This window comes from Streptomyces achromogenes (genome assembly GCF_030816715.1).
Taxonomy (GTDB): domain Bacteria; phylum Actinomycetota; class Actinomycetes; order Streptomycetales; family Streptomycetaceae; genus Streptomyces; species Streptomyces achromogenes_A.
Genome location: NZ_JAUSYH010000001.1, coordinates 3,554,121 through 3,575,272, shown reverse-complemented (window position 1 = coordinate 3,575,272; position 21,152 = coordinate 3,554,121). Strand labels below are relative to the sequence as shown.

Below are 21,152 nucleotides of genomic sequence, written 5' to 3'. Positions count from 1 at the left end.
GGTCACCCGCCCGAGCGCCCCCGCCTCCCGCCCACTCCGGTCGGCGCCCCCCACACGACCTCCGACGGGCGCCCGACCGCCGCGTCCGGCATGCCCGCGTCCGGCATGCCCACGACCCGTAAGCCCACGACCGGCCCGCCCACGCCGGCACGCCGACGACATCGGCGCGGCCGGGCCGCCGGCCGGGGCCTTCGCCTACGCGCCGACGGTGCCCGCGGGCCCCTGCGCGCCGACGGGCGTGCAGGCCACGGCGGACGCTTCGGCCGCACCGGCCCAGCGACTCGCTGTGCATGGGCATCTCGGTGAGCCCGGGGAAGTACACGTGCAGACTCACCGCGGGCTCCAGCGCGTCGTTGACGACCTCGTGCGCGTACCCGGGCGCGAAGACGCGCTGTGCGCCGGCCGCGAGCACCCGCTTGCCGCGCTCCGTGCGCTCGGTCAGCGTTCCGTCCAGGACCGTGAGCACCCCGGAGGAACGGCCGTGGTCGTGCAGTCCGCTGCCCTGGCCGGGCACCCAGGACAGCAGCCACACCTCGTAACCGGGGCCGGTGCGCAGCCGGTGGTACCAGCGGGTCGTCGCGTCGTAACGGACCAGGTGCTCCCACTGGGAGCGGTCGTCCGCGAGGGAGCGGGCCAGGCCGACGAACTCGGCCACCGTGGCCGGATGCTCGCGCGGCGCCTGGAGGAGGTGCGGGACTTCGAGGATGTCGCCGGCGATCTGGAGGTCGCTGTCGCTGTTCATGGGGTGCGGTTCCTCGGAGGAAGAGGCGGAAGAGTGTGGGGGTCGGCGGGGTGCCGCGTACCGTCCGCCCGGATCACGGGTGGATCAGCGAGGCCCGGGTGCGGGCCGGAGGGAGACGACGGCCGAGTCGCGGTGGACTCGCCGGGTACAGCCGGAGCGCGTTGGGCTCAACAGCTGGAACAGCGACAACAGCTACAGCGAGCGCGGGCAGCACCGTGGGACCCGGCGGAGCCGGTCGAGGTGAGTGCCAAGTTCGCGAGCATGCCCACTAGGACACCGGCTCACACCTTCACTGTCAACTCGACACCCAGGATGTGGGACGCGGTTCACCTCATCAGGTTCATCTCCGAGGTGAAAGGTTTGTGCACCCACCGACCGGGACACATGGCGCACATGCCGAGCGCGCAAGCCGCACGGCGATCCGTGATCGGGCTGTGATCCGCTTCGCTTCCGCGCGTGTGCCGCAACGAGATCGAACCTCTGGGCGTCCTTCCCCGTACAAGCACCGCGCGGGGCCGGTGGCTCTCCGGGGCTTCATCTGCCTGTCAAGGTTTATGGCGATTTGAACACTTACCGCATGGCCTTGGTTCCGCAGAGTGAATAAGGGGCCCAATAGCAGATCTCGGCTTGACTCGCCCGGAGCAGCACACTTGTAATTTCACTCGTGTCGTTCAGCCGGAATCGGTAACGGCCACGTCACGGGGACGCGAAAGACAGAGCGAGGGGCGCACATGACCGAGCTGGTGCAGCAACTGCTGGTCGACGTCGACGACGCGGACGAGGAACTCGGCTGGCAGGAGCGCGCGCTGTGCGCCCAGACCGATCCCGAGTCCTTCTTCCCCGAGAAGGGCGGCTCCACCCGCGAGGCCAAGAAGGTCTGCCTCGCCTGCGAGGTCCGCTCCGAATGTCTCGAGTACGCCCTCGCGAACGACGAGAGATTCGGCATCTGGGGCGGCCTGTCCGAACGGGAGCGCCGCCGGCTGAAGAAGGCCGCGGTCTGAGCGCCGCCCGCTGAGCACAGGGCCGGCGGCACGGCATGGTCGGCAGCGGAGCGCAGGGTCCGAACGGCCCGTCGCAGGTGGGTTGTCCACAGGCGGCGGGCCGTCGCCCTGCCCAGCCGATAGTGTGGGCGCTCGTCCGAGACACCCCGCCGCCCCCACACGGCGCAGGCGTCCACCGCAGTCCAGCGAACCGGGGCCCGTACCTCGATGTCCGTGCACAGCCACACGGCAGCCCGCCAAGACGGCGCCGTCACACCTGAGTTCCCGCGTCATGTAGTGACCGCGGTGATCGTCTCCCACGACGGTGCCCGCTGGCTGCCCGACGCGCTCGCCGGGCTGCTCGGCCAGGAGCGCCCCGTCCAGTCCGTCATGGCCGCCGACACCGGCAGCTCGGACGACTCCGCGCGACTGGTCGCCGAAGCCCTCGGCGACGACCGCGTCCTGCACCTCGCCCGGCGCACCGGGTTCGGACAGGCCGTCGAGGAGGCCCACCGCACGGCCCCCGTCCTCACCCCCGAGGAACTGCCCTACCTCAAGCGCCCCAGCGGCTGGGACCCCGTCACCCGCACCTGGCGCGACGACGCCTACGACCTGCCGGAACTCCCGCACGGAGAGCCCGTCCAGTGGCTCTGGCTGCTGCACGACGACAGCGCCCCCGAACCCGACGCGCTCGCAGAACTGCTGCGCGTCGTGGAGAACGAACTCGAACTCGGCCGTGACGACGTGGCTGTCGTCGGACCCAAGCTCCGCGGCTGGTACGACCGCCGCCAGCTGCTCGAGGTCGGCGTCACCATCGCCCACTCCGGCCGCCGCTGGACCGGCCTGGACCGCCGCGAACAGGACCAGGGCCAGCACGACCACGTCCGGTCCGTCCTGTCCGTGTCCACCGCCGGCATGCTCATCCGCCGCGACGTCTTCGACCAGCTCGGCGGCTTCGACCGCCGCCTGCCCCTCATGCGGGACGACGTCGACCTGTGCTGGCGCGCGCAGGCCGCCGGACACCGCGTCCTCATCGCCCCCGAGGCCGTCGTACGGCACGCCGAGGCCGCCTCCCGCGAACGCCGCGCCGTCGACTGCGCGGGCCGCACCAGCGCCTCCCCGCACAAGGTCGACAAGGCCGGCGCCGCCTACACCCTCCTCGTCAACAGCCGCACCGCCCTGCTGCCCTGGGTCCTGGTTCGCCTCGTCCTCGGCACCCTGCTGCGCACCGTCGCCTACCTCGTCGGCAAGGTCCCCGGACAGGCCGTCGACGAGATCCGCGGCTTGCTGAGCACCCTGCTGCGGCCCGAGCGGATCATCGCCGGACGCCGCGCGCGCGGCAGGGCGACCGTCGACAAGGACGAACTGCGCCCCCTGTTCCCGCCGCCCGGCGCGACCGTGCGGGCCACCATCGAACAGGTCGCGGGCGACCTCTTCGGCTCCTCCGACCCCGACGCCGTCTCCGGAGCGGGCCGGCACGGCGGCGCCGTCGAGTCGGGCCCCGGCGGCGACGACGCCGACTTCCTGGAGATCGAGCAGTTCGCCCGCCTCAAGCGCATCGCCCGCAAGCCCGGACCGGTGCTCTTCCTGGTCCTGCTCCTCGTCTCCCTCGTCGCCTGCCGCAACCTCCTCGGCGGCGGCGCGCTCGCCGGCGGCGCCCTGCTGCCCGCCCCACCCGACGCCTCCGACCTGTGGGCCCGCTACACCGACGCCTGGCACGCGGTGGGCGCCGGCGGCACCGCGTCCGCCCCGCCCTACCTCGCGATCATCGCGACGCTGGCCACCCTGCTCCTCGGCTCGACCGGCCTCGCCCTCACCGTGCTGCTCGTCTGCTCGGTGCCCCTGGCCGGAGTGGCCGCCTACTTCGCCTCCCGGCCGCTCGTCGCGTCCCGTCTGCTGCGCGCGTGGGCGGCCGTCGTCTACGCCTTCCTGCCCGCCGCCACCGGCGCCCTCGCCGGCGGCCGCGTCGGCACCGCCGTCCTCGCCGTCCTGCTGCCCCTCATCGCCCGCGCGGGCGTCGCCGCAAGTGGCCTGACGCAGCGCTCCGGCGGCCGCGGCAGCTGGCGTGCCACCTGGGCGTACGCGCTGCTCCTGACCATCACCACCGCGTTCACGCCGATCCTCTGGCCCATCGCCCTGGTCCTCGGTCTCGCGGTCCTCGTCCTGCGCCGCGGCGACATCACCGCCCACGGCCTGCGCTTCCTGGCCCAGCTCGGCACGCCCCTGCTGATCCTCGCGCCCTGGTCGCTGTCGCTGCTGCCGTTCGGCTTCTTCACCCAGGCCGGCCTAGACCACGGCCCGTCGGCCGCCACCGCCCTCGACCTGCTCGGCGCGAGCCCCGGCGGCCCCGGCACCGTCGAGGGCCTCATGCTGATCGGCATCGTGCTGGCCGCGCTGGCCGCCCTGCTCCGCTCCGAGCGCCACTTCGGCGTCTGGGCGGCCTGGGCGGTCGCCCTGGTGGGCCTCGTCTTCGCGGTCCTGTCCAACAACTCGACCTGGGCCGGCCCCGCCACCCTCGTCTACGGCATCGCCCTCCTCGCCGCCGCCGTCATCGGCGCCGAGGGAGCACGCACGCGTGTCGCCGAACAGAGCTTCGGCTGGCGCCAGCCGGTCGCCGTCCTCATCGCCTTCGCCTCGGCCGCGGGTCCGCTGCTCGTCGCCGCCGGCTGGATGATCGGCGGCGCCGACGGCCCCCTGGAGCGCCGCGACCCCGTCCAGGTGCCGGCGTTCGTAGCCGAAGAGGCCGGCGGCAGCGACCAGGCCCGCACCCTCGTCCTCGACAGCGACTCCGCGGCACACGTCGGCTACATGCTGGTCCGCGGCTCCGGCGCGCGCCTCGGCGACGCCGAACTCGCCGCGGCCGACGGCGAGAACGCCCAGCTCGACAAGGTCGTCGCCAACCTCGTCGCCGGTTCCGGCGCCGACCAGAGCGACCAGCTCGGCAAGTTCGCCGTGGGCTACGTCCTCGTCCACAAGGGCGCGCCCCGCGAGGTCGCCCGCGTCCTGGACGCCACGCCCGGCCTGAAGAGGCTCAGCCAGCAGGACGGCAGCGCCCTGTGGCGGGTCAACCAGGAGGTCTCCCGCGCGGCCGTCGTCGCCGCGTCCGGCAAGGGCGCACCGGTCCCGGTCGCCGCGGGCCCCGTCGACATCCACACCACCCTCCCCGCCGGAGCCGCCGGTCGCGTCCTGCGGCTGGCCGACGCGGCCGCCGACGGCTGGACGGCCACCCTCGACGGCAAGCCCCTCACCCCCACCACCGTCGACGGCTGGGCCCAGGGCTTCGAGCTGCCCGCCTCCGGGGGCACGCTGAACGTCACCTACGACGACCCGTTCGCCCACACCGCCTGGCTGTGGGCGCAGGGCCTGCTCTCCGTCGTCCTCGTCGTCCTGGCTCTCCCGGGCCGCCGCCGCGACGTCGACGACGACCTCCCCGAGGAGGACCTCGTTCCCGCCCAGGCCGTCGAGGGCGAGGGCCGCCGCGCCCGCCGCCTGCGCGCCCAGGCCGAGGCCGAGGCCGAAGAGCCCGGCGGGGACGGCGAGTTCCCGGTGGCCGCGCAGGAGGAACAGCCGCCGGCCGCGGTCCCCCAGCAGCAGTCCTACGGCGACTGGGGCGGCCCGGACCAGCCGACCTACGCGGGTGCCGACTACGGCGGCCACCAGGCCGGCCAGTACCCCGACGCCCAGCAGTACCCGGCGGGCGGCTACGACCAGCAGCAGTCGTACGACCCCTATCAGGCCGGCCAGTACGAGCCGTACGCCTACGACGGCCAGGCCCAGCAGGCGCCGTACGACCCGAACCAGCCCCAGCAGGGCTACGCCCCGTCGGCCTACGATCCCTCGGCCTACGATCCGTCGGTCTACGGCCAGGGTGGCTACGACCCCGCCTACGACCCGGCCCAGCACCCCCACGGCACCGGCAACGAGCGCCCCGACGGGAGCCAGCAGTGAACCGCACCACCCTGTCCCTGATCGCCGGCACGGCCGCCCTCGCCGCCGTCACCGGGTTCGCCGCGCTCAACCAGCCGGACGCTCCCGGACAGGACACCGCCAGGGCGGCCGCCGAACTGCCCGTGGAGCGCACCAGCCTGCTCTGTCCCTCGCCCAGCACCTCCGACCTCGCCGAGACGTCGTACACGTCCTTCACACCCGTCACCAAGGGGACCGCCGGCGGCGGCACGGCCGCACTCACGGCGGCGGCGGGGGGCCCGGCGGCCCCGGCGGACACGGCGAGCGGCAAGGCAGGGGACAAGACGGGGGACAAGGCAGGCGACAAGGCGGGCGGGAAGACGGGGGACAAGGCGAGCGGCAAGAAGAAGGCCGCGCAGCCCGTCGTCGCCCCGAAGGCGCCCGGCACCCCGGCCGTCGGCGTCACCACGGGCGGCGACGCTCCCGCGCTCCTGGGCACCGCCGAGGGGAAGTTCGCCCCCGGCTGGACGGTCCAGGAGACCACCGAGGTCAGCGCCGGCAGCGGCCGCGGCCTGCAGGGCCTCACCTGCGGCGCGCCCGACACCGAGTTCTGGTTCCCGGGCGCCGGCACGTCCGCCGACCGCACGGACTACGTCCACCTCACCAATCCGGATGACTCCGCGGCCGTCGTCGACATCGAGCTCTACGGCAAGGACGGCGCCCTGGCGAGCACGGTGGGGGAGGACATCACCGTCCCCGCGCACTCCAGCGAGCCGATCCTGCTGTCCACGCTCATCCCCGAGAAGCAGGAGGACCTCACCGTCCACGTCAACGTGCGCAGCGGCCGCCTCGGGGCAGCCGTCCAGGCCCTGGACGCGAAGCTCGGCGGCGACTGGCTCGCCCCGTCCACCGAACCGGCCGCCACCCAGGTCGTTCCCGGCATCCCCAAGGACGCCACCGCCGTCCGCCTCATCGCCTACGCGCCCGGTGACGCGGACGCCGACCTCAAAGTCCAACTGGCCTCCCCCTCCGGCCTGATCACCCCGGCAGGGCACGAGACGCTGCACGTCAAGGCGGGCAGGACGACCTCCGTCGACCTCGGCGACGTCACGCGCGGGGAGGCCGGCTCCCTGATCCTGACCCCGACGGACCAGTCGACGCCCGTGGTCGCCGCCGTACGGGTCCTGCGCGGCAAGGGCGACAAGCAGGAGTCGGCGTTCATCCCGGCGGCCGCCCCCGTCGGCGCGCGCGCGTCGGTGGCCGACAACACCGCCAAGACCGCGTCACTGTCCCTGACCGCTCCCAAGGGCGAGGCCAAGGTCAAGGTCACCGCGTCCGCGGGCAGCGGCGGCGGTACGTCCGTCTCGCAGACGTACACGGTCAAGGCCGGTACTGCGCAGGAGGTCCGGCTCCCCGTGCCGGCCGGCCTCAAGGGCACGTTCGCGCTGACCGTCGAACCCCTCACGGCCACCCCGGTCTACGCCGCCCGCACCCTGACGGTCACTCAGGAAGGCGTCTCGGGCTTCACGATCCAGACCCTGCCGGACGACCGGGGAACGGTGGCGGTACCGCAGGCGGACGAGGACGTGGCGGTGCTGCAGAGGTGACCCGAAAGGGTGGGTCCGTCCCTCGAAAGGGGGACGCAGGGAGTTGCGGCGCTCAGTCCTCGCCGTAGCGCGGATCCACCGTCTCGGGCGTCAGCCCCAGCAGCTCGGCGACCTGCTCCACGACGACCTCGTGCACCAGCGCGGCCCGTTCGTCGCGCCCCTTGGTGCGGATCTCGACCGGCCGCCGGTAGACGACGACCCGCGCCCGTCGCCCCTCACGCGCGGGGATCGCGCCGCCCAGCGGGACCGCCTCGTCGTTCCACGGCTCCGACGCCGCGTCCAGGCGCGGCACCTCCAGGACCATGAAGTCGATGTCGGTGAGCTGCGGCCATCGGCGTTCCAGCCGGTCCACGGAGTCCTGCACGAGATCCGCGAACACGTCGGCGCGACTGGCGGCCAACGGGACCTGGGGCGGTGCGACAGGCCCCCGCATCCCCCGCCCGTGGCGATCGCGACGACGGGGACCTGGGCCGGTGGCAGGGGGCGGTACGGGGCTCTCCATCACTACTGAAGCGTAGTCCCCGCGGTGCCCCGGTGCCCCGCCCCACACGGCTCCCCGCCGGCGGGGACAGCGCGGCCCCGCCCACGGCCCACAGGCGCCGCTTGTCGCCGGATGACCATTCCAGCCAAGGTTGGGCTCGAATCCATATCTCTCCGAGACCGGTGAGCTCATGGCAATTGATGCCGTTTGTGCCGAGTGATGACCGCGAGTCGACAGGTTCCCGCCCTCGACGACTGGTGTTCACGCAGGTCAGCGGGGTATGACTGAACCGGCGCGTGGGGCGTTTCACAACCCGACACGGTGGAGTGACCTGGTGGAGAGTCGTCGCGGCCCGCTCAAGAGTGCGGTACCGTCCAACATCGTGAGCCCTGTACGTCGCTGTTCGCGCACCGCCTGCGGCCGACCCGCCGTCGCGACGCTGACGTACGTCTACGCCGACTCGACCGCGGTCCTCGGCCCGCTCGCCACCTACGCCGAGCCCCACTGCTACGACCTGTGCGCCGAGCACTCCGAGCGCCTCACCGCCCCGCGCGGCTGGGAGGTCGTGCGGCTCCTCGACAGCTCGGCCCCCGCCCGCCCCAGCGGAGACGACCTGGAAGCGCTTGCCAACGCGGTGCGCGAGGCGGCCCGCCCGCAGGAGCGCGCGGCCGGAGCCGGCGGCGGCAGGCGCTCCGCGGACCCGATGGAGGTCGCACGCCGCGGCCACCTGCGGGTCCTGCGCTCGCCCGACAACTGAGCAGCCGCACCCTCCGCCCCCTTCGCAGGCCGGCCCGCCTCCTCGGACGCGCGATCACCACGCACCCTGCCCTGCGGTCGGCGAAGAGACCGGCAACCGCTTTCTGATCCGCCCGGTACCGGACCGGACACCACCGGCTCCCACCCCGGCGGCCCCCCGCCGCAGGCCGAAGGGGCCCGGGTAGTTTGTGGTGACCCACAGGACTTCAGGAAGGTTGGCCGTGGCTGCTGATCTGTCGCAGATCGTCAAGGCGTACGACGTACGCGGGCTGGTCCCGGACCAGTGGGACGAGTCCCTCGCCGAACTGTTCGGCGCGGCCTTCGCCCAGGTGACCGGCGCCCGGGCGATCGTCGTCGGCCACGACATGCGCCCTTCCTCGCCCGGCCTCACCGACGCCTTCTCCCGCGGCGCGGCCGCCCGCGGCGTGGACGTCACCCACATCGGCCTGTGCTCCACGGACCAGCTGTACTACGCCTCGGGCGCGCTGAACCTGCCCGGCGCGATGTTCACGGCCTCGCACAACCCGGCCCGGTACAACGGCATCAAGCTGTGCCGCGCGGGCGCCGCTCCGGTCGGCCAGGGCACCGGTCTGACCGAGATCCGCGAACTCGTGGAACGCTGGACGGACGCCGACGCGGACCCCGGCGCGGACTTTGGTGCACAGCGACCGGCACGCGACGCGGCACCGCGACCCGGGACGGCGGCCGACCCGCCGCAGGGAACGATCACCCGGGCCGACACGTTGAACGACTATGCGGCACACCTGCGCGCACTCGTCGACCTGACCGGAATCCGCCCCCTCACGGTCGTGGTCGACGCGGGCAACGGCATGGGCGGCCACACCGTCCCCACCGTCTTCGAGGGCCTGCCCCTGACCCTCGTCCCCCTCTACTTCGAGCTGGACGGCACCTTCCCCAACCACGAGGCCAACCCCCTGGACCCGGCGAACCTCGTCGACCTCCAGAAGCGGGTCCGCGAAGTGGGCGCCGACCTCGGCCTCGCCTTCGACGGCGACGCCGACCGCTGCTTCGTCGTCGACGAACGCGGCGAACCGGTCTCCCCGTCCGCGATCACGGCCCTGGTGGCCATACGCGAACTCGCGCGCAACGGCGGCAAGGGCACCGTCATCCACAACCTGATCACCTCCTGGTCCGTCCCGGAGGCGGTGAAGGAGAACGGCGGCACCCCCGTCCGCACCCGCGTCGGCCACTCCTTCATCAAGGCCGAGATGGCACACTCCGGCGCGATCTTCGGCGGTGAGCACTCCGCGCACTACTACTTCAAGGACTTCTGGAACGCCGACACCGGCATGCTGGCCGCCCTCCACGTCCTCGCCGCCCTCGGCGGCCAGGCAGGCCCGCTCTCCTCCCTCGTCGCGGAGTACGACCGCTACAGCGGCTCCGGGGAGATCAACTCGACCGTCACCGACCAGGCCGGCCGCATCGCCGCGATCAAGGCGGCGTACGGCCCCCGCGAGGACGTCACCCTGGACGAGCTGGACGGCCTGACCGTCTCCTCCGCCGACTGGTGGTTCAACGTCCGCCCCTCCAACACCGAGCCCCTCCTCCGCCTCAACGCGGAGGCCCGCGACGAACAGACGATGACCAGGATCCGGGACGAGGCCCTGCGCATCATCCGAGCCTGAGACCCGGCCTGTCCGGTCCGCTCCACCCGCCCCACCAGCACCTCCCCGGCCCGCTCCGCCCGCCGCGCCGGACCCCCGCGGCCCCACCCTCACCAGCGGTACGCTGACCAGGCACGTCCGCACCCCGGGCCACACCGCCCGCCCCTCGAAAGGACACCCCATGCCGCTCGAAGCCGGCCTCCTGGAGATCCTCGCCTGCCCCGCCTGCCACGCCCCTCTCAAGGAGCAGGACACCGAGCTGATCTGCACGGCGCAGGACTGCGGCCTGGCCTACCCCGTGCGTGACGACATCCCCGTCCTCCTCGTCGACGAGGCCCGCCACCCCGCATGACGCGCCCGGCGACCCGCGCCCCCAGGCGCGACGCGTCCGCCGCACCCGCACCCCCCGGCCCCGAAACCGACGACGCCCCAGGCGATCGGAGACTGCCGCCATGCTCGATGACTCGCTGCTCGACACGCCGGAAGCCCTCACCGAGGCCGACCGCAGAGCCCTCCTGCGCGGCGCCGCCGAAGCCGGCGCCCGCGTCCGCACCGCCATCAGGCACGCGACCGAGGCCGGCGTGAACGACCTGGCGCCGGACGGCCGCCCCCGCGCCATCCTCATCGCAGGGCCCGGTGCCGCCGCGGTCTGCGTGGCCGACCTCCTCGGCACCCCTCGCCGGCGCCGCATGCCCCGTCATCCGGCTGGCACCCACCGGCGTCGCCCCCGCCGCGGGCGCCCTGCGCTGGGAACTCCCCGGCTGGGCCGGCTCCGTGGACCTCCTCCTCATCGCCACCCCGGACGGCAGCGAACCCGGCCTCTCCCTCCTCACCGAGCAGGCCTACCGCCGAGGCTGCACCGTCGCCGCCGTGGCCCCCGCCCAGTCTCCGCTCAGCGAGGCGGCCGTCGCCGCGCACAGCCTCTTCATCCCCCTGGCGACCGCCCCGTACGAACAGGACGAGCAGCCCCCCGCGGCCGCCTCCGCGCCCGGCGTCCTGTGGGCCCTGCTCACCCCGCTCCTCGCCCTCCTCGACCGCGTCGCCCTGCTCTCCGCCCCGCCCGAGGAGCTCGAGAAGGTCGCCGACCGGCTCGACCAGGTCGCCGAACGCTGCGGGCCCGCCGTCGCCACCTACAGCAACCCGGCGAAGACCCTGGCCGCCGAACTCGCCGACGCGCTCCCCGTGATCTGGACCGAAGGGACCTCGGCCGGTCCCGCGGGCCGCCGCTTCGCCGCCGCCCTCGCCGAACTCGCCGGCCGCCCCGCCCTCGTCGCCGAACTCCCCGAGGCCCTCGCCGAGCACAACGCGCTGCTGGCCGGCCCGCTCGCCGCCGGCGCCGACCCGGACGACTTCTTCCGCGACCGCGTCGAGGAACCGCCCGCCCTGCACGCGCGCGTGGTGCTGCTGCGCGACCGTCCGATCGGCGGCCTGACCGCCGCCCCGACCGCCCGCGAGCTGGCCCTCAGCCACGACGCGCCGATCAGCGAACTCGAACCCGAGGAAGGCGGCGAACTCGTCACCCTCGCCGAACTCATCGCCACCACGGACTTCGCCGCCGTCTACCTGGCGCTCGCCTCAGGAGCCTGACGCGACGACGTCGGGCCCGCCACGGAACTGCCCCCCACCGCCGCCCGCCGCCGGCCACCCCCGCCCGACGCAGTCACGTCCCCCCGCACGACCCACGACCGGCCGACCGACGACCCACCGACGACGGACGGGCAGGCAGAGAGAGACCGCATGGACCGCCTCGACAACACCGTCCGCCCCTACGCCTGGGGTTCCCCCACCGCGATCCCGCACCTGCTCGGCATCGAGCCCACCGGCGAACCGCAGGCCGAGATGTGGATGGGCGCCCACCCCGGCGCCCCCTCCCGCACCGACCGGGGCACCCTCGTCGACGTGATCGACGCCGACCCGCGGCGCGAACTCGGCGAACGGACCGTCGCCAGGTTCGGCCCCCGCCTCCCCTTCCTCCTCAAACTCCTCGCCGCCGGCGCCCCCCTCTCCCTCCAGGTCCACCCCGACCTGACCCAGGCCAAAGAGGGCTACGAGGACGAGGAACGCCGCGGCGTCCCCATCGACGCCCCGCACCGCAACTACAAGGACGCCAACCACAAGCCCGAACTCATCTGCGCCCTCACCGAGTTCGACGGCCTCTGCGGCTTCCGCGCCCCGGCACACGCCGCCGACCTCCTCGACGGCCTCGGCGTCGACTCCCTCAAGCCGTACGTCGACCTCCTGCACGCACAGCCCGAGGAAGCCGCTCTGCGCGAGATGCTGACGGCGGTCCTCACCGCCGACCCCGACGAGATGGCGCACACCGTCGCCGCCGCGGCCACCGCCTGCGACCGCCTCGGCGGCGCGTACACCCCCTACGCCGGCATCGCCCACCACTACCCCGGCGACCCCGGTGTCATCGCCGCCATGCTCCTCAACCACGTCCGGCTCCAGCCAGGCGAGGCCCTGTACCTCGGCGCCGGCATCCCGCACGCCTACCTCGACGGCCTCGGCGTCGAGATCATGGCCAACTCCGACAACGTCCTGCGCTGCGGACTCACCCCCAAACACGTCGACGTCCCCGAACTCCTGCGCATCGTCCGCTTCGAGCCCGGCGACCCCGGCGTCCTGCGCCCCGAGGCCGCCCCGGACGGCGAAGAGGTCTACGACACCCCCACCGACGAGTTCCGGCTCTCCCGCTACGTCCTCGCCGCCGGCGGCCCCGCCCACGACCTCACCCTCCCCACCCCGCAGATCCTGCTGTGCACCGCAGGAGCCGTCCGCGCGGGCGAGCACGCACTGACACCGGGCACGTCTGTCTTCGTCCCCGCGGGGCACCAGGCCGAAGTGAGCGGGGCGGGTACGGTCTTCCGGGCCACGGTCGTCGTCTGACCCCGGTCACGACGACCTGATGCAGCCCCGTCGGACAGGGCTGCAACAATGGCCCCCCGGCAAAGGACGGGCAAAGCCGCAACGGGCCGGGCCCAGCACGGCGTACGCATGAAGGCGAAGGGACAACGCGAACACATGAGCGCGTCAGGCGGCACCAGGGCGATCGTGGCGGCACTCGGCGCCAACCTCGCGATCGCGGCATCGAAGTTCGTGGCGTTCGCATTCAGCGGCTCGTCGTCGATGCTCGCCGAAGGCGTGCACTCGCTCGCCGACTCCGGCAACCAGGCCCTCCTCCTCATCGGAGGCAAGAAGGCCCAACGCGAAGCCACCCCGCAACACCCCTTCGGCTACGGCCGCGAGCGCTACATCTACGCCTTCCTCGTCTCCATCGTCCTCTTCTCCGTCGGCGGCATGTTCGCCGTCTACGAGGGCTACGAGAAGATCCAGCACCCGCACGAGATCGAGCACTGGTACTGGCCCGTCGGAGTCCTCGTCTTCGCGATCATCGCCGAGAGCTTCTCCTTCCGCACCGCCATCAAGGAGTCCAACGAACTCCGCGGCAAACTCTCCTGGTCACAGTTCATCCGCCGCGCCAAGGCCCCCGAACTCCCCGTCGTCCTCCTCGAGGACTTCGGCGCGCTGATCGGCCTCGTCCTCGCCCTCGGCGGCGTCAGCCTCGCCCTCCTCACCGGCGACGGCATCTGGGACGGCATCGGCACCGTCTGCATCGGCGTCCTCCTCATCCTCATCGCCCTCGTCCTCGCCGCCGAGACCAAGTCCCTGCTGCTCGGTGAGTCCGCAGGCCTGGAAGACGTCCAGAAGATCGAGGCCGCGATCGTGGACGGCGACACCGTCACCGGCGTCATCCACATGCGCACCCTCCACCTCGGCCCCGAGGAACTCCTGGTCGCCGCCAAGATCGCCGTCGAGCACGACGACACGGCCACCCAGGTCGCCACCGCCATCAACGCCGCCGAGGCCCGCATCCGCGCCGCCGTCCCCATCGCCCGCGTCATCTACCTCGAGCCGGACATCTACAGCGAGGCCGAAGCCGCCAAGGGCCCCGACGCCGAAGCCACCCCGGGCGGCCCCAACCGGCCCGCGGCCGAACACTGAGCACCCCCTGACCCCACCCGACAGGACCCCCGGCACCACCGGCGGGTCCTGTCGCCGTTGTGCGCCCGCACCCTCGGCCCGACCGACACCACCGACACCACCGACACCACCGACACGACCGGCTGGATCCGGCCGGATCCTGCCCGATCCCACGCCATCCGACCGGACACGGACTGGGGCCGCCCCGCGCCCGCGGTGTAGCTTGGAACGGAGCCAGACGTCGCTGCTGATGGCGGTCGGGCGGTCCCCAGCGGACCGTCCGAGGGAGAGAGGGCCTCCGACGGACTGCGCTGCGCACACGCGGGCATGCGCGTGCCCTTCTCGGGGCATCCCTGTGTCCGCCGCCGCGCAGACCAGCCGTACCCACACCTCGCCCCGACCCCCGAGGAGCAGCTCCCCATGACGACTGTCGAGAAGCGACAGGACTTCAAGGTCGCCGACCTCTCCCTGGCCGCCTTCGGCCGCAAGGAGATCACCCTGGCCGAGCACGAGATGCCCGGCCTGATGTCGATCCGCAAGGAATTCGCCGCCACCCAGCCACTGGCCGGGGCCCGGATCATGGGCTCGCTGCACATGACCGTGCAGACGGCCGTGCTCATCGAGACCCTGGTCGCGCTCGGCGCCGAGGTCCGCTGGGTGTCCTGCAACATCTTCTCCACCCAGGACCACGCGGCCGCCGCCATCGCGGTCGGCCCGAACGGCACCCCCGAGAACCCGCAGGGCGTCCCGGTCTTCGCCTGGAAGGGCGAGACCCTGGAGGAGTACTGGTGGTGCACGGAGCAGGCGTTGACCTGGCCGAACAGCCCCACCGGCGGCCCGAACATGATCCTCGACGACGGCGGTGACGCCACCCTCCTGGTCCACAAGGGCGTCGAGTACGAGAAGGCCGGCAAGGTCCCCTCGGTCGACACCGCCGAGAACGACGAACACCGCGTCATCCTCGAGCTCCTCAACCGCACCATCTCCAACGGTTCGCAGAAGTGGACCCAGCTCGCGTCGGAGATCCGCGGCGTGACCGAGGAGACCACGACCGGCGTCCACCGCCTCTACGAGATGCACCGGGACGGCACCCTGCTGTTCCCGGCGATCAACGTCAACGACGCCGTCACCAAGTCGAAGTTCGACAACAAGTACGGCTGCCGCCACTCCCTGATCGACGGCATCAACCGCGCCACCGACGTCCTGATCGGCGGCAAGACCGCCGTCGTCTGCGGCTACGGCGACGTCGGCAAGGGCTGCGCGGAGTCCCTGCGCGGCCAGGGCGCCCGAGTGATCGTCACGGAGATCGACCCGATCTGCGCCCTCCAGGCGGCGATGGACGGCTACCAGGTCACCACGCTCGACGAGGTCGTCGAGACGGCCGACATCTTCATCACCACGACCGGCAACAAGGACATCATCATGGCCGCCGACATGGCCAAGATGAAGCACCAGGCCATCGTGGGCAACATCGGCCACTTCGACAACGAGATCGACATGGCCGGCCTGGCGCAGATCCCGGGCATCGTCAAGGACGAGGTCAAGCCGCAGGTCCACACGTGGAAGTTCCCGGACGGCAAGGTCCTCATCGTGCTGTCCGAGGGCCGCCTGCTGAACCTGGGCAACGCCACCGGCCACCCCTCCTTCGTGATGTCCAACTCGTTCGCGGACCAGACCCTGGCCCAGATCGAGCTGTTCACCAAGCCCGAGGAGTACCCGACCGACGTCTACGTGCTGCCCAAGCACCTCGACGAGAAGGTCGCCCGCCTCCACCTCGACTCGCTCGGCGTCAAGCTGACCACGCTCCGCCCCGAGCAGGCCGCGTACATCGGCGTCGAGGTCGACGGGCCCTACAAGTCGGACCACTACCGCTACTGAGCCCGTAGCCCCGGTCCACAGCAGCACAGAGGCAGGCCCCCGCACCCCCGTGTCGGGGGCTTGCCCCTTCGCTCCCTCGGACCGGACCGCCGCGGCGCCCCGACCACCCCGTCACACCCCAGGACCCCCATGCCCCGCGGCCGGTATTCGCTCCATGACCCGCACGACCACACCCCCCTCGCTCACGAGCACTTCCAGTGCGCCCCCGGCCCCTCCGGCTGGCGCTACGTGTCCCGGCTGACCACCCCCACCGGCGATCACACCGGCTCCGTCGACCTCACCCTCGACGACCTCGGCCGCCCCCTGCGCCTGGAACTGCACGCGAGCGGCTGGCAGGTACGCGGCGCCGCCCTGGACGGCGTCACCTGGGTCCGCACGGACCCCACCGGATCCCAGGCCACAGAAGGCAACGTCCCCGCCCACGCCTTCACCGGCGCCTCCCCCGCCTTCCTCATCGCGACCAGCCGACTCCTGCGCCTCACCCCCTCCTCCGCGGCAACCCGCGTACGCCTCGTCGCCTTCACCGACCCGGTGCTCGCCCCACGCACCGTGGACCAGTCCTGGTCCCTGCTGAAAAGCGAAACACACGCCACTGACAACGGCCCCCTGACCGTGGACGAATACCAGGTCACCGCCCTGGACACCGGCGAACGGCACACCGTGCACCTCACCGGCGACATCGTCCTTGCCGCCCCCGGCATCGAACTCGAAGACCTCGAAACACCCCCCTCGGCCTTCGACTGACCCGCACCCCGGCCTACGCCGGCGGCACGAACCCCGTGCCCGGCCCCGCGGACCGGTCAACGGCGCGCTCCTGCGGACCCCCGGCCCCCACGACCGGCGGGACATACGAAGCCGGCGGACCGTACGCCGTCGCCGCAACGCCAGCGCCCACCACAGGCGCCGCCACCGAACCGCCCCCGAACGCCCGCCGCGCCTCCCGGACCTGCCGCTCCTGCACGACCGCCGCCAGATACGCGGCCGGCGGCACCCCCTGCGGTACCGGCACCCCCGTACGCGCCGCGAGCTCACCGGCCAGCCGTACCGCCATCGTCCAGCCGACCTGCGGATCCAGCTGCCCCATCCGCCCCAGGTACTGCCGGACCGCCAGCCACAGCCCGTCCGGCACCGCCGAGAGATCGAGCCCCTGGAAACGTCCCGCCAGCCAGGGCGGAGGCGGCGGCACCAAACCGGACCGCGCCGCAGGCACCCGCTCCCGCACCACCAACGTCCCTGCGAAGACGTCACCGAGCCGCCGCCCCCTCGCCGACACGAGCGAGGCGATACAGGCCACCACCCCGAGCGTCAGCAGAATCTCGACCACCCCGATCGCACCCCGCACCAGAGCGTGCCGGAACCGGATCGGTCCACCGTCGTCCCGCACCACCCGCAGACCACAGGCCAGCTTCCCGAGCGACCGCCCATGACTGAGCGTCTCCACCGCGATCGGCCCACCCACCAGCACCAGCAGAAACGTGGCGATCGACAGAGCGATCTGCGCCGCATCGTCCAGGGACGCCGTCGTCACCACCACCACGATGCTCACGACGACATAGGCCGTGACCGCCACCACGAGGTCCAGCAACGTGGCCAACCCCCGGCTGGGCAGCCTGGCAGGCCGCAGCTCCAACGCCACCGCCTCACCCGTCACCAGCTCACTCACGCCCGTCGTCCCTTCACTGGCCTGCCCCGAGAACCGCCAGTCTGCCAAGCTGAGGGCACTTCGCGCCGCAGTACGACAAGCTGACATCCACCGCCGGCCGCCGACGAACAGCCGAGGAGCAGGCACACCGATGGACCTCGACGTCTTCGTCTCCGCCCACCGAGCCGAATGGGACCGCCTCGACGTCCTCCTGCGCCGCCGGCGCACCCTCACCGGCGCCGAGACCGACGAACTCGTCACCCTCTACCAGCGCACCGCCACCCACCTCTCCCTCATCCAGTCCAGCGCCCCCGACCCCCAGCTCACCGGACGGCTCACGCAACTCGTGGCACGCGCGCGCAGCACGGTGACCGGCACCCGCCGCGCCTCGTGGCGCGATGTGACGCGATTCCTCACCCAGGGCTTCCCCGCCGCGGTCTACAGGTCACGCCACTGGTGGGTACCCACCGCGCTGCTCTCCACCGCGGTCGCCGCCCTTCTGGGCTGGTGGATCGGAGCGCATCCGGAAGTACAGGCCTCCATAGCCGCCCCGGACGAACTGCGCGACCTCACCCGGCCGGGTGGCCTCTACGAGACGTACTACTCGAGCCACCAGGCCGCGGCGTTCGCCGCCCAGGTCTGGACGAACAACGCCCAGGCCGCCGCCCTGTGTCTGGTCCTCGGCGTCTTCCTCGGCCTGCCGGTCCTCTGGATCCTCTTCCAGAACATGCTCAACCTCGGCATCGGAGCCGGCCTGATGTCCTCGGCGGGCCGTCTCGACACCTTCCTCGGTCTCGTCCTCCCGCACGGTCTCCTCGAGCTGACGGCGGTCTTCGTGGCGGCCGGCACCGGACTCCGGCTGGGCTGGACCGTCATCGACCCCGGTCCCCGTACCCGGCGCACCGCTCTCGCCGAAGAGGGCCGGGCCGCCGTCGGCATGGCGATGGGCCTCGCCCTGGTCCTGTTCGTCTCCGGCGCCATCGAAGGCTTCGTCACCCCGTCCGGCCTGCCCACCTGGGCCCGCATCGCCATCGGCAGCACAGCCGAACTGGCCTTCCTGGCCTATGTCTACGTCCTCGGCGGCAGGGCCGCCCGGGCCGGCGACATGGGCGACGTCGAGGCGGCCGAGCGCAGCGCGACAGTGCCTACAGCCGCCTGATGTGCGACCGACCCCGATGAACTGCTAGTCTCCTCTTCGCCTCGCAAACGCCGTTGACACGGAGCGCGTGAGGAGGTAGATTCGAACAGTTGCCTGGAACTGGACGCAGTCCGGTCGGCAAGGGTTAGTATCTGTCAGCCTCGTGAATCACTGATTCCACTGAGGCCTCCCGACAAGTCGGAAATCGAATGGCCGGTCAGACCGTCCTGAAACTTCTGATAAAGTCGGAACCGCCGGAAAGGAAAACCGCGAGATAAGCGGGGAGCCTGGAAAGCACCGAGGAAATCGGATCGGGAAACGGTCTGATAGAGTCGGAAACGCAAGACCGAAGGGAAACTGCCCGGAGGAAAGCCCGAGAGGGTGAGTACGAAGGAAGCGTCCGTTCCTTGAGAACTCAACAGCGTGCCAAAAATCAACGCCAGATATGTTGATACCCCGTCCCCGGCAGTGATAGCCGAGGATGAGGTTCCTTTGAAACAAACACAGCGAGGACGTTGTGAACGCCGAGCTTATTCCGCTCGACGTTCCGCTCTCGTGTGTGCGATCCCGATCACGGGAAAACATTCACGGAGAGTTTGATCCTGGCTCAGGACGAACGCTGGCGGCGTGCTTAACACATGCAAGTCGAACGATGAACCACTTCGGTGGGGATTAGTGGCGAACGGGTGAGTAACACGTGGGCAATCTGCCCTTCACTCTGGGACAAGCCCTGGAAACGGGGTCTAATACCGGATATCACTTCTGCAGGCATCTGTAGGGGTTGAAAGCTCCGGCGGTGAAGGATGAGCCCGCGGCCTATCAGCTTGTTGGTGAGGTAATGGCTCACCAAGGCGACGACGGGTAGCCGGCCTGAGAGGGCGACCGGCCACACTGGGACTGAGACACGGCCCAGACTCCTACGGGAGGCAGCAGTGGGGAATATTGCACAATGGGCGAAAGCCTGATGCAGCGACGCCGCGTGAGGGATGACGGCCTTCGGGTTGTAAACCTCTTTCAGCAGGGAAGAAGCGAAAGTGACGGTACCTGCAGAAGAAGCGCCGGCTAACTACGTGCCAGCAGCCGCGGTAATACGTAGGGCGCAAGCGTTGTCCGGAATTATTGGGCGTAAAGAGCTCGTAGGCGGTCTGTCGCGTCGGATGTGAAAGCCCGGGGCTTAACCCCGGGTCTGCATTCGATACGGGCAGACTAGAGTGTGGTAGGGGAGATCGGAATTCCTGGTGTAGCGGTGAAATGCGCAGATATCAGGAGGAACACCGGTGGCGAAGGCGGATCTCTGGGCCATTACTGACGCTGAGGAGCGAAAGCGTGGGGAGCGAACAGGATTAGATACCCTGGTAGTCCACGCCGTAAACGGTGGGAACTAGGTGTTGGCGACATTCCACGTCGTCGGTGCCGCAGCTAACGCATTAAGTTCCCCGCCTGGGGAGTACGGCCGCAAGGCTAAAACTCAAAGGAATTGACGGGGGCCCGCACAAGCAGCGGAGCATGTGGCTTAATTCGACGCAACGCGAAGAACCTTACCAAGGCTTGACATACACCGGAAACGGCCAGAGATGGTCGCCCCCTTGTGGTCGGTGTACAGGTGGTGCATGGCTGTCGTCAGCTCGTGTCGTGAGATGTTGGGTTAAGTCCCGCAACGAGCGCAACCCTTGTTCTGTGTTGCCAGCATGCCCTTCGGGGTGATGGGGACTCACAGGAGACTGCCGGGGTCAACTCGGAGGAAGGTGGGGACGACGTCAAGTCATCATGCCCCTTATGTCTTGGGCTGCACACGTGCTACAATGGCCGGTACAAAGAGCTGCGAAACCGTGAGGTGGAGCGAATCTCAAAAAGCCGGTCTCAGTTCGGATTGGGGTCTGCAACTCGACCCCATGAAGTCGGAGTTGCTAGTAATCGCAGATCAGCATTGCTGCGGTGAATACGTTCCCGGGCCTTGTACACACCGCCCGTCACGTCACGAAAGTCGGTAACACCCGAAGCCGGTGGCCCAACCCCTTGTGGGAGGGAGCTGTCGAAGGTGGGACTGGCGATTGGGACGAAGTCGTAACAAGGTAGCCGTACCGGAAGGTGCGGCTGGATCACCTCCTTTCTAAGGAGCACTTCTCAGCCGGTCCTACGGGACTGGTTCAGAGGCCAGTTCATCGGCGAACGTCCGGTGCTGGTTGCTCATGGGTGGAACGTTGATTATTCGGCATTCTCAGTCATCTCGGGCTGCAAGTACTGCTCTTCGGAGCGTGGAAAGCTGATCACGAGTGGCGGGGGTGCCGGGCACGCTGTTGGGTGTCTGAGGGTGCGAGCGTTATGCGCTTGCCCTTCTGATGCCGGCCCCAGTGAACTCCAGCTCAGGTTGGGGGTGATGGGTGGCTGGTCGTTGTTTGAGAACTGCACAGTG

General features: G+C 71.1%; 13 protein-coding genes, 1 rRNA gene and 2 pseudogenes. 13 read left to right on the top strand and 3 right to left on the bottom strand.

Annotated elements, in window-relative coordinates; all coding sequences use genetic code 11:
* Positions 1–283: 283 nt before the first annotated feature.
* Positions 284–742, bottom strand: a pseudogene (locus QF032_RS15960) (cysteine dioxygenase); the annotation flags it as partial.
* A 731-nt stretch (positions 743–1,473) separates the two neighbouring features.
* On the opposite strand from QF032_RS15960, the gene QF032_RS15955 reads away from it, so the two are divergent.
* The 3 genes from QF032_RS15955 to QF032_RS15945 all read left to right on the top strand — a co-directional run bounded on the left by QF032_RS15955 (position 1,474) and on the right by QF032_RS15945 (position 7,235).
* The gene (locus QF032_RS15955) at positions 1,474–1,743 is read left to right on the top strand and encodes a WhiB family transcriptional regulator (RefSeq protein WP_020128551.1); all 270 of its coding nucleotides are present in this window, start codon (positions 1,474–1,476) and stop codon (positions 1,741–1,743) included.
* A gap of 207 nt (positions 1,744–1,950) precedes the next feature.
* The gene (locus QF032_RS15950) at positions 1,951–5,670 is read left to right on the top strand and encodes a glycosyltransferase (RefSeq protein WP_307056276.1); all 3,720 of its coding nucleotides are present in this window, start codon (positions 1,951–1,953) and stop codon (positions 5,668–5,670) included.
* Entirely contained in the window at positions 5,667–7,235 is a 1,569-nt protein-coding gene (locus tag QF032_RS15945; RefSeq protein ID WP_307056275.1) for a DUF5719 family protein, read from the top strand. The genes QF032_RS15950 and QF032_RS15945 overlap by 4 nt, the downstream gene beginning before the upstream one ends.
* Positions 7,236–7,287: 52 nt before the next feature.
* On the opposite strand, the gene QF032_RS15940 is transcribed toward QF032_RS15945, so the two are convergent.
* Positions 7,288–7,737, bottom strand: coding sequence for a metallopeptidase family protein (locus tag QF032_RS15940; RefSeq protein WP_307043456.1), 450 nt, complete (start codon positions 7,735–7,737; stop codon positions 7,288–7,290).
* 313 nt (positions 7,738–8,050) lie between these two features.
* Between QF032_RS15940 and QF032_RS15935 the strand changes: the two genes are divergently transcribed.
* The 8 genes and pseudogenes from QF032_RS15935 (at position 8,051) to QF032_RS15900 (ending at position 16,703) form a co-directional block, all read left to right on the top strand.
* Positions 8,051–8,473 (top strand): DUF3499 domain-containing protein, encoded by a 423-nt coding sequence (locus QF032_RS15935; RefSeq protein WP_107443650.1) that lies wholly within the window; start codon positions 8,051–8,053, stop codon positions 8,471–8,473.
* A gap of 220 nt (positions 8,474–8,693) precedes the next feature.
* A complete protein-coding gene (locus tag QF032_RS15930) occupies positions 8,694–10,118 on the top strand; it encodes a phosphomannomutase/phosphoglucomutase (RefSeq protein ID WP_307056274.1) in 1,425 nt (474 codons plus the stop codon).
* A 160-nt stretch (positions 10,119–10,278) separates the two neighbouring features.
* Entirely contained in the window at positions 10,279–10,449 is a 171-nt protein-coding gene (locus QF032_RS15925) for a Trm112 family protein (RefSeq protein WP_107443652.1), read from the top strand.
* Positions 10,450–10,549: 100 nt separating this feature from the next.
* Positions 10,550–11,684 (top strand): annotated as a pseudogene (locus tag QF032_RS15920) (SIS domain-containing protein).
* 150 nt (positions 11,685–11,834) lie between these two features.
* Entirely contained in the window at positions 11,835–12,986 is a 1,152-nt protein-coding gene (gene manA, locus QF032_RS15915; RefSeq protein WP_307056273.1) for a mannose-6-phosphate isomerase, class I, read from the top strand.
* Positions 12,987–13,121: 135 nt separating this feature from the next.
* Complete coding sequence (locus QF032_RS15910; protein WP_307043448.1) at positions 13,122–14,102, top strand: cation diffusion facilitator family transporter; 981 nt, start codon at positions 13,122–13,124, stop codon at positions 14,100–14,102.
* 399 nt (positions 14,103–14,501) lie between these two features.
* Positions 14,502–15,959: an adenosylhomocysteinase gene (gene ahcY / locus QF032_RS15905; RefSeq protein ID WP_307043447.1), complete on the top strand. Its 1,458-nt coding sequence runs from the start codon at positions 14,502–14,504 to the stop codon at positions 15,957–15,959.
* Between the two features lie 129 nt (positions 15,960–16,088).
* Positions 16,089–16,703, top strand: a complete 615-nt coding sequence (locus tag QF032_RS15900) for a hypothetical protein (protein ID WP_307043445.1) — start codon at positions 16,089–16,091, stop codon at positions 16,701–16,703.
* A 13-nt stretch (positions 16,704–16,716) separates the two neighbouring features.
* On the opposite strand, the gene QF032_RS15895 is transcribed toward QF032_RS15900, so the two are convergent.
* The gene (locus QF032_RS15895; RefSeq protein WP_307056272.1) at positions 16,717–17,622 is read right to left on the bottom strand and encodes an RDD family protein; all 906 of its coding nucleotides are present in this window, start codon (positions 17,620–17,622) and stop codon (positions 16,717–16,719) included.
* A 130-nt stretch (positions 17,623–17,752) separates the two neighbouring features.
* On the opposite strand from QF032_RS15895, the gene QF032_RS15890 reads away from it, so the two are divergent.
* Positions 17,753–18,760, top strand: a complete 1,008-nt coding sequence (locus QF032_RS15890) for a stage II sporulation protein M (RefSeq protein WP_307056271.1) — start codon at positions 17,753–17,755, stop codon at positions 18,758–18,760.
* Between the two features lie 563 nt (positions 18,761–19,323).
* Positions 19,324–20,849 (top strand): 16S ribosomal RNA (locus QF032_RS15885).
* Positions 20,850–21,152 lie beyond the last annotated feature (303 nt).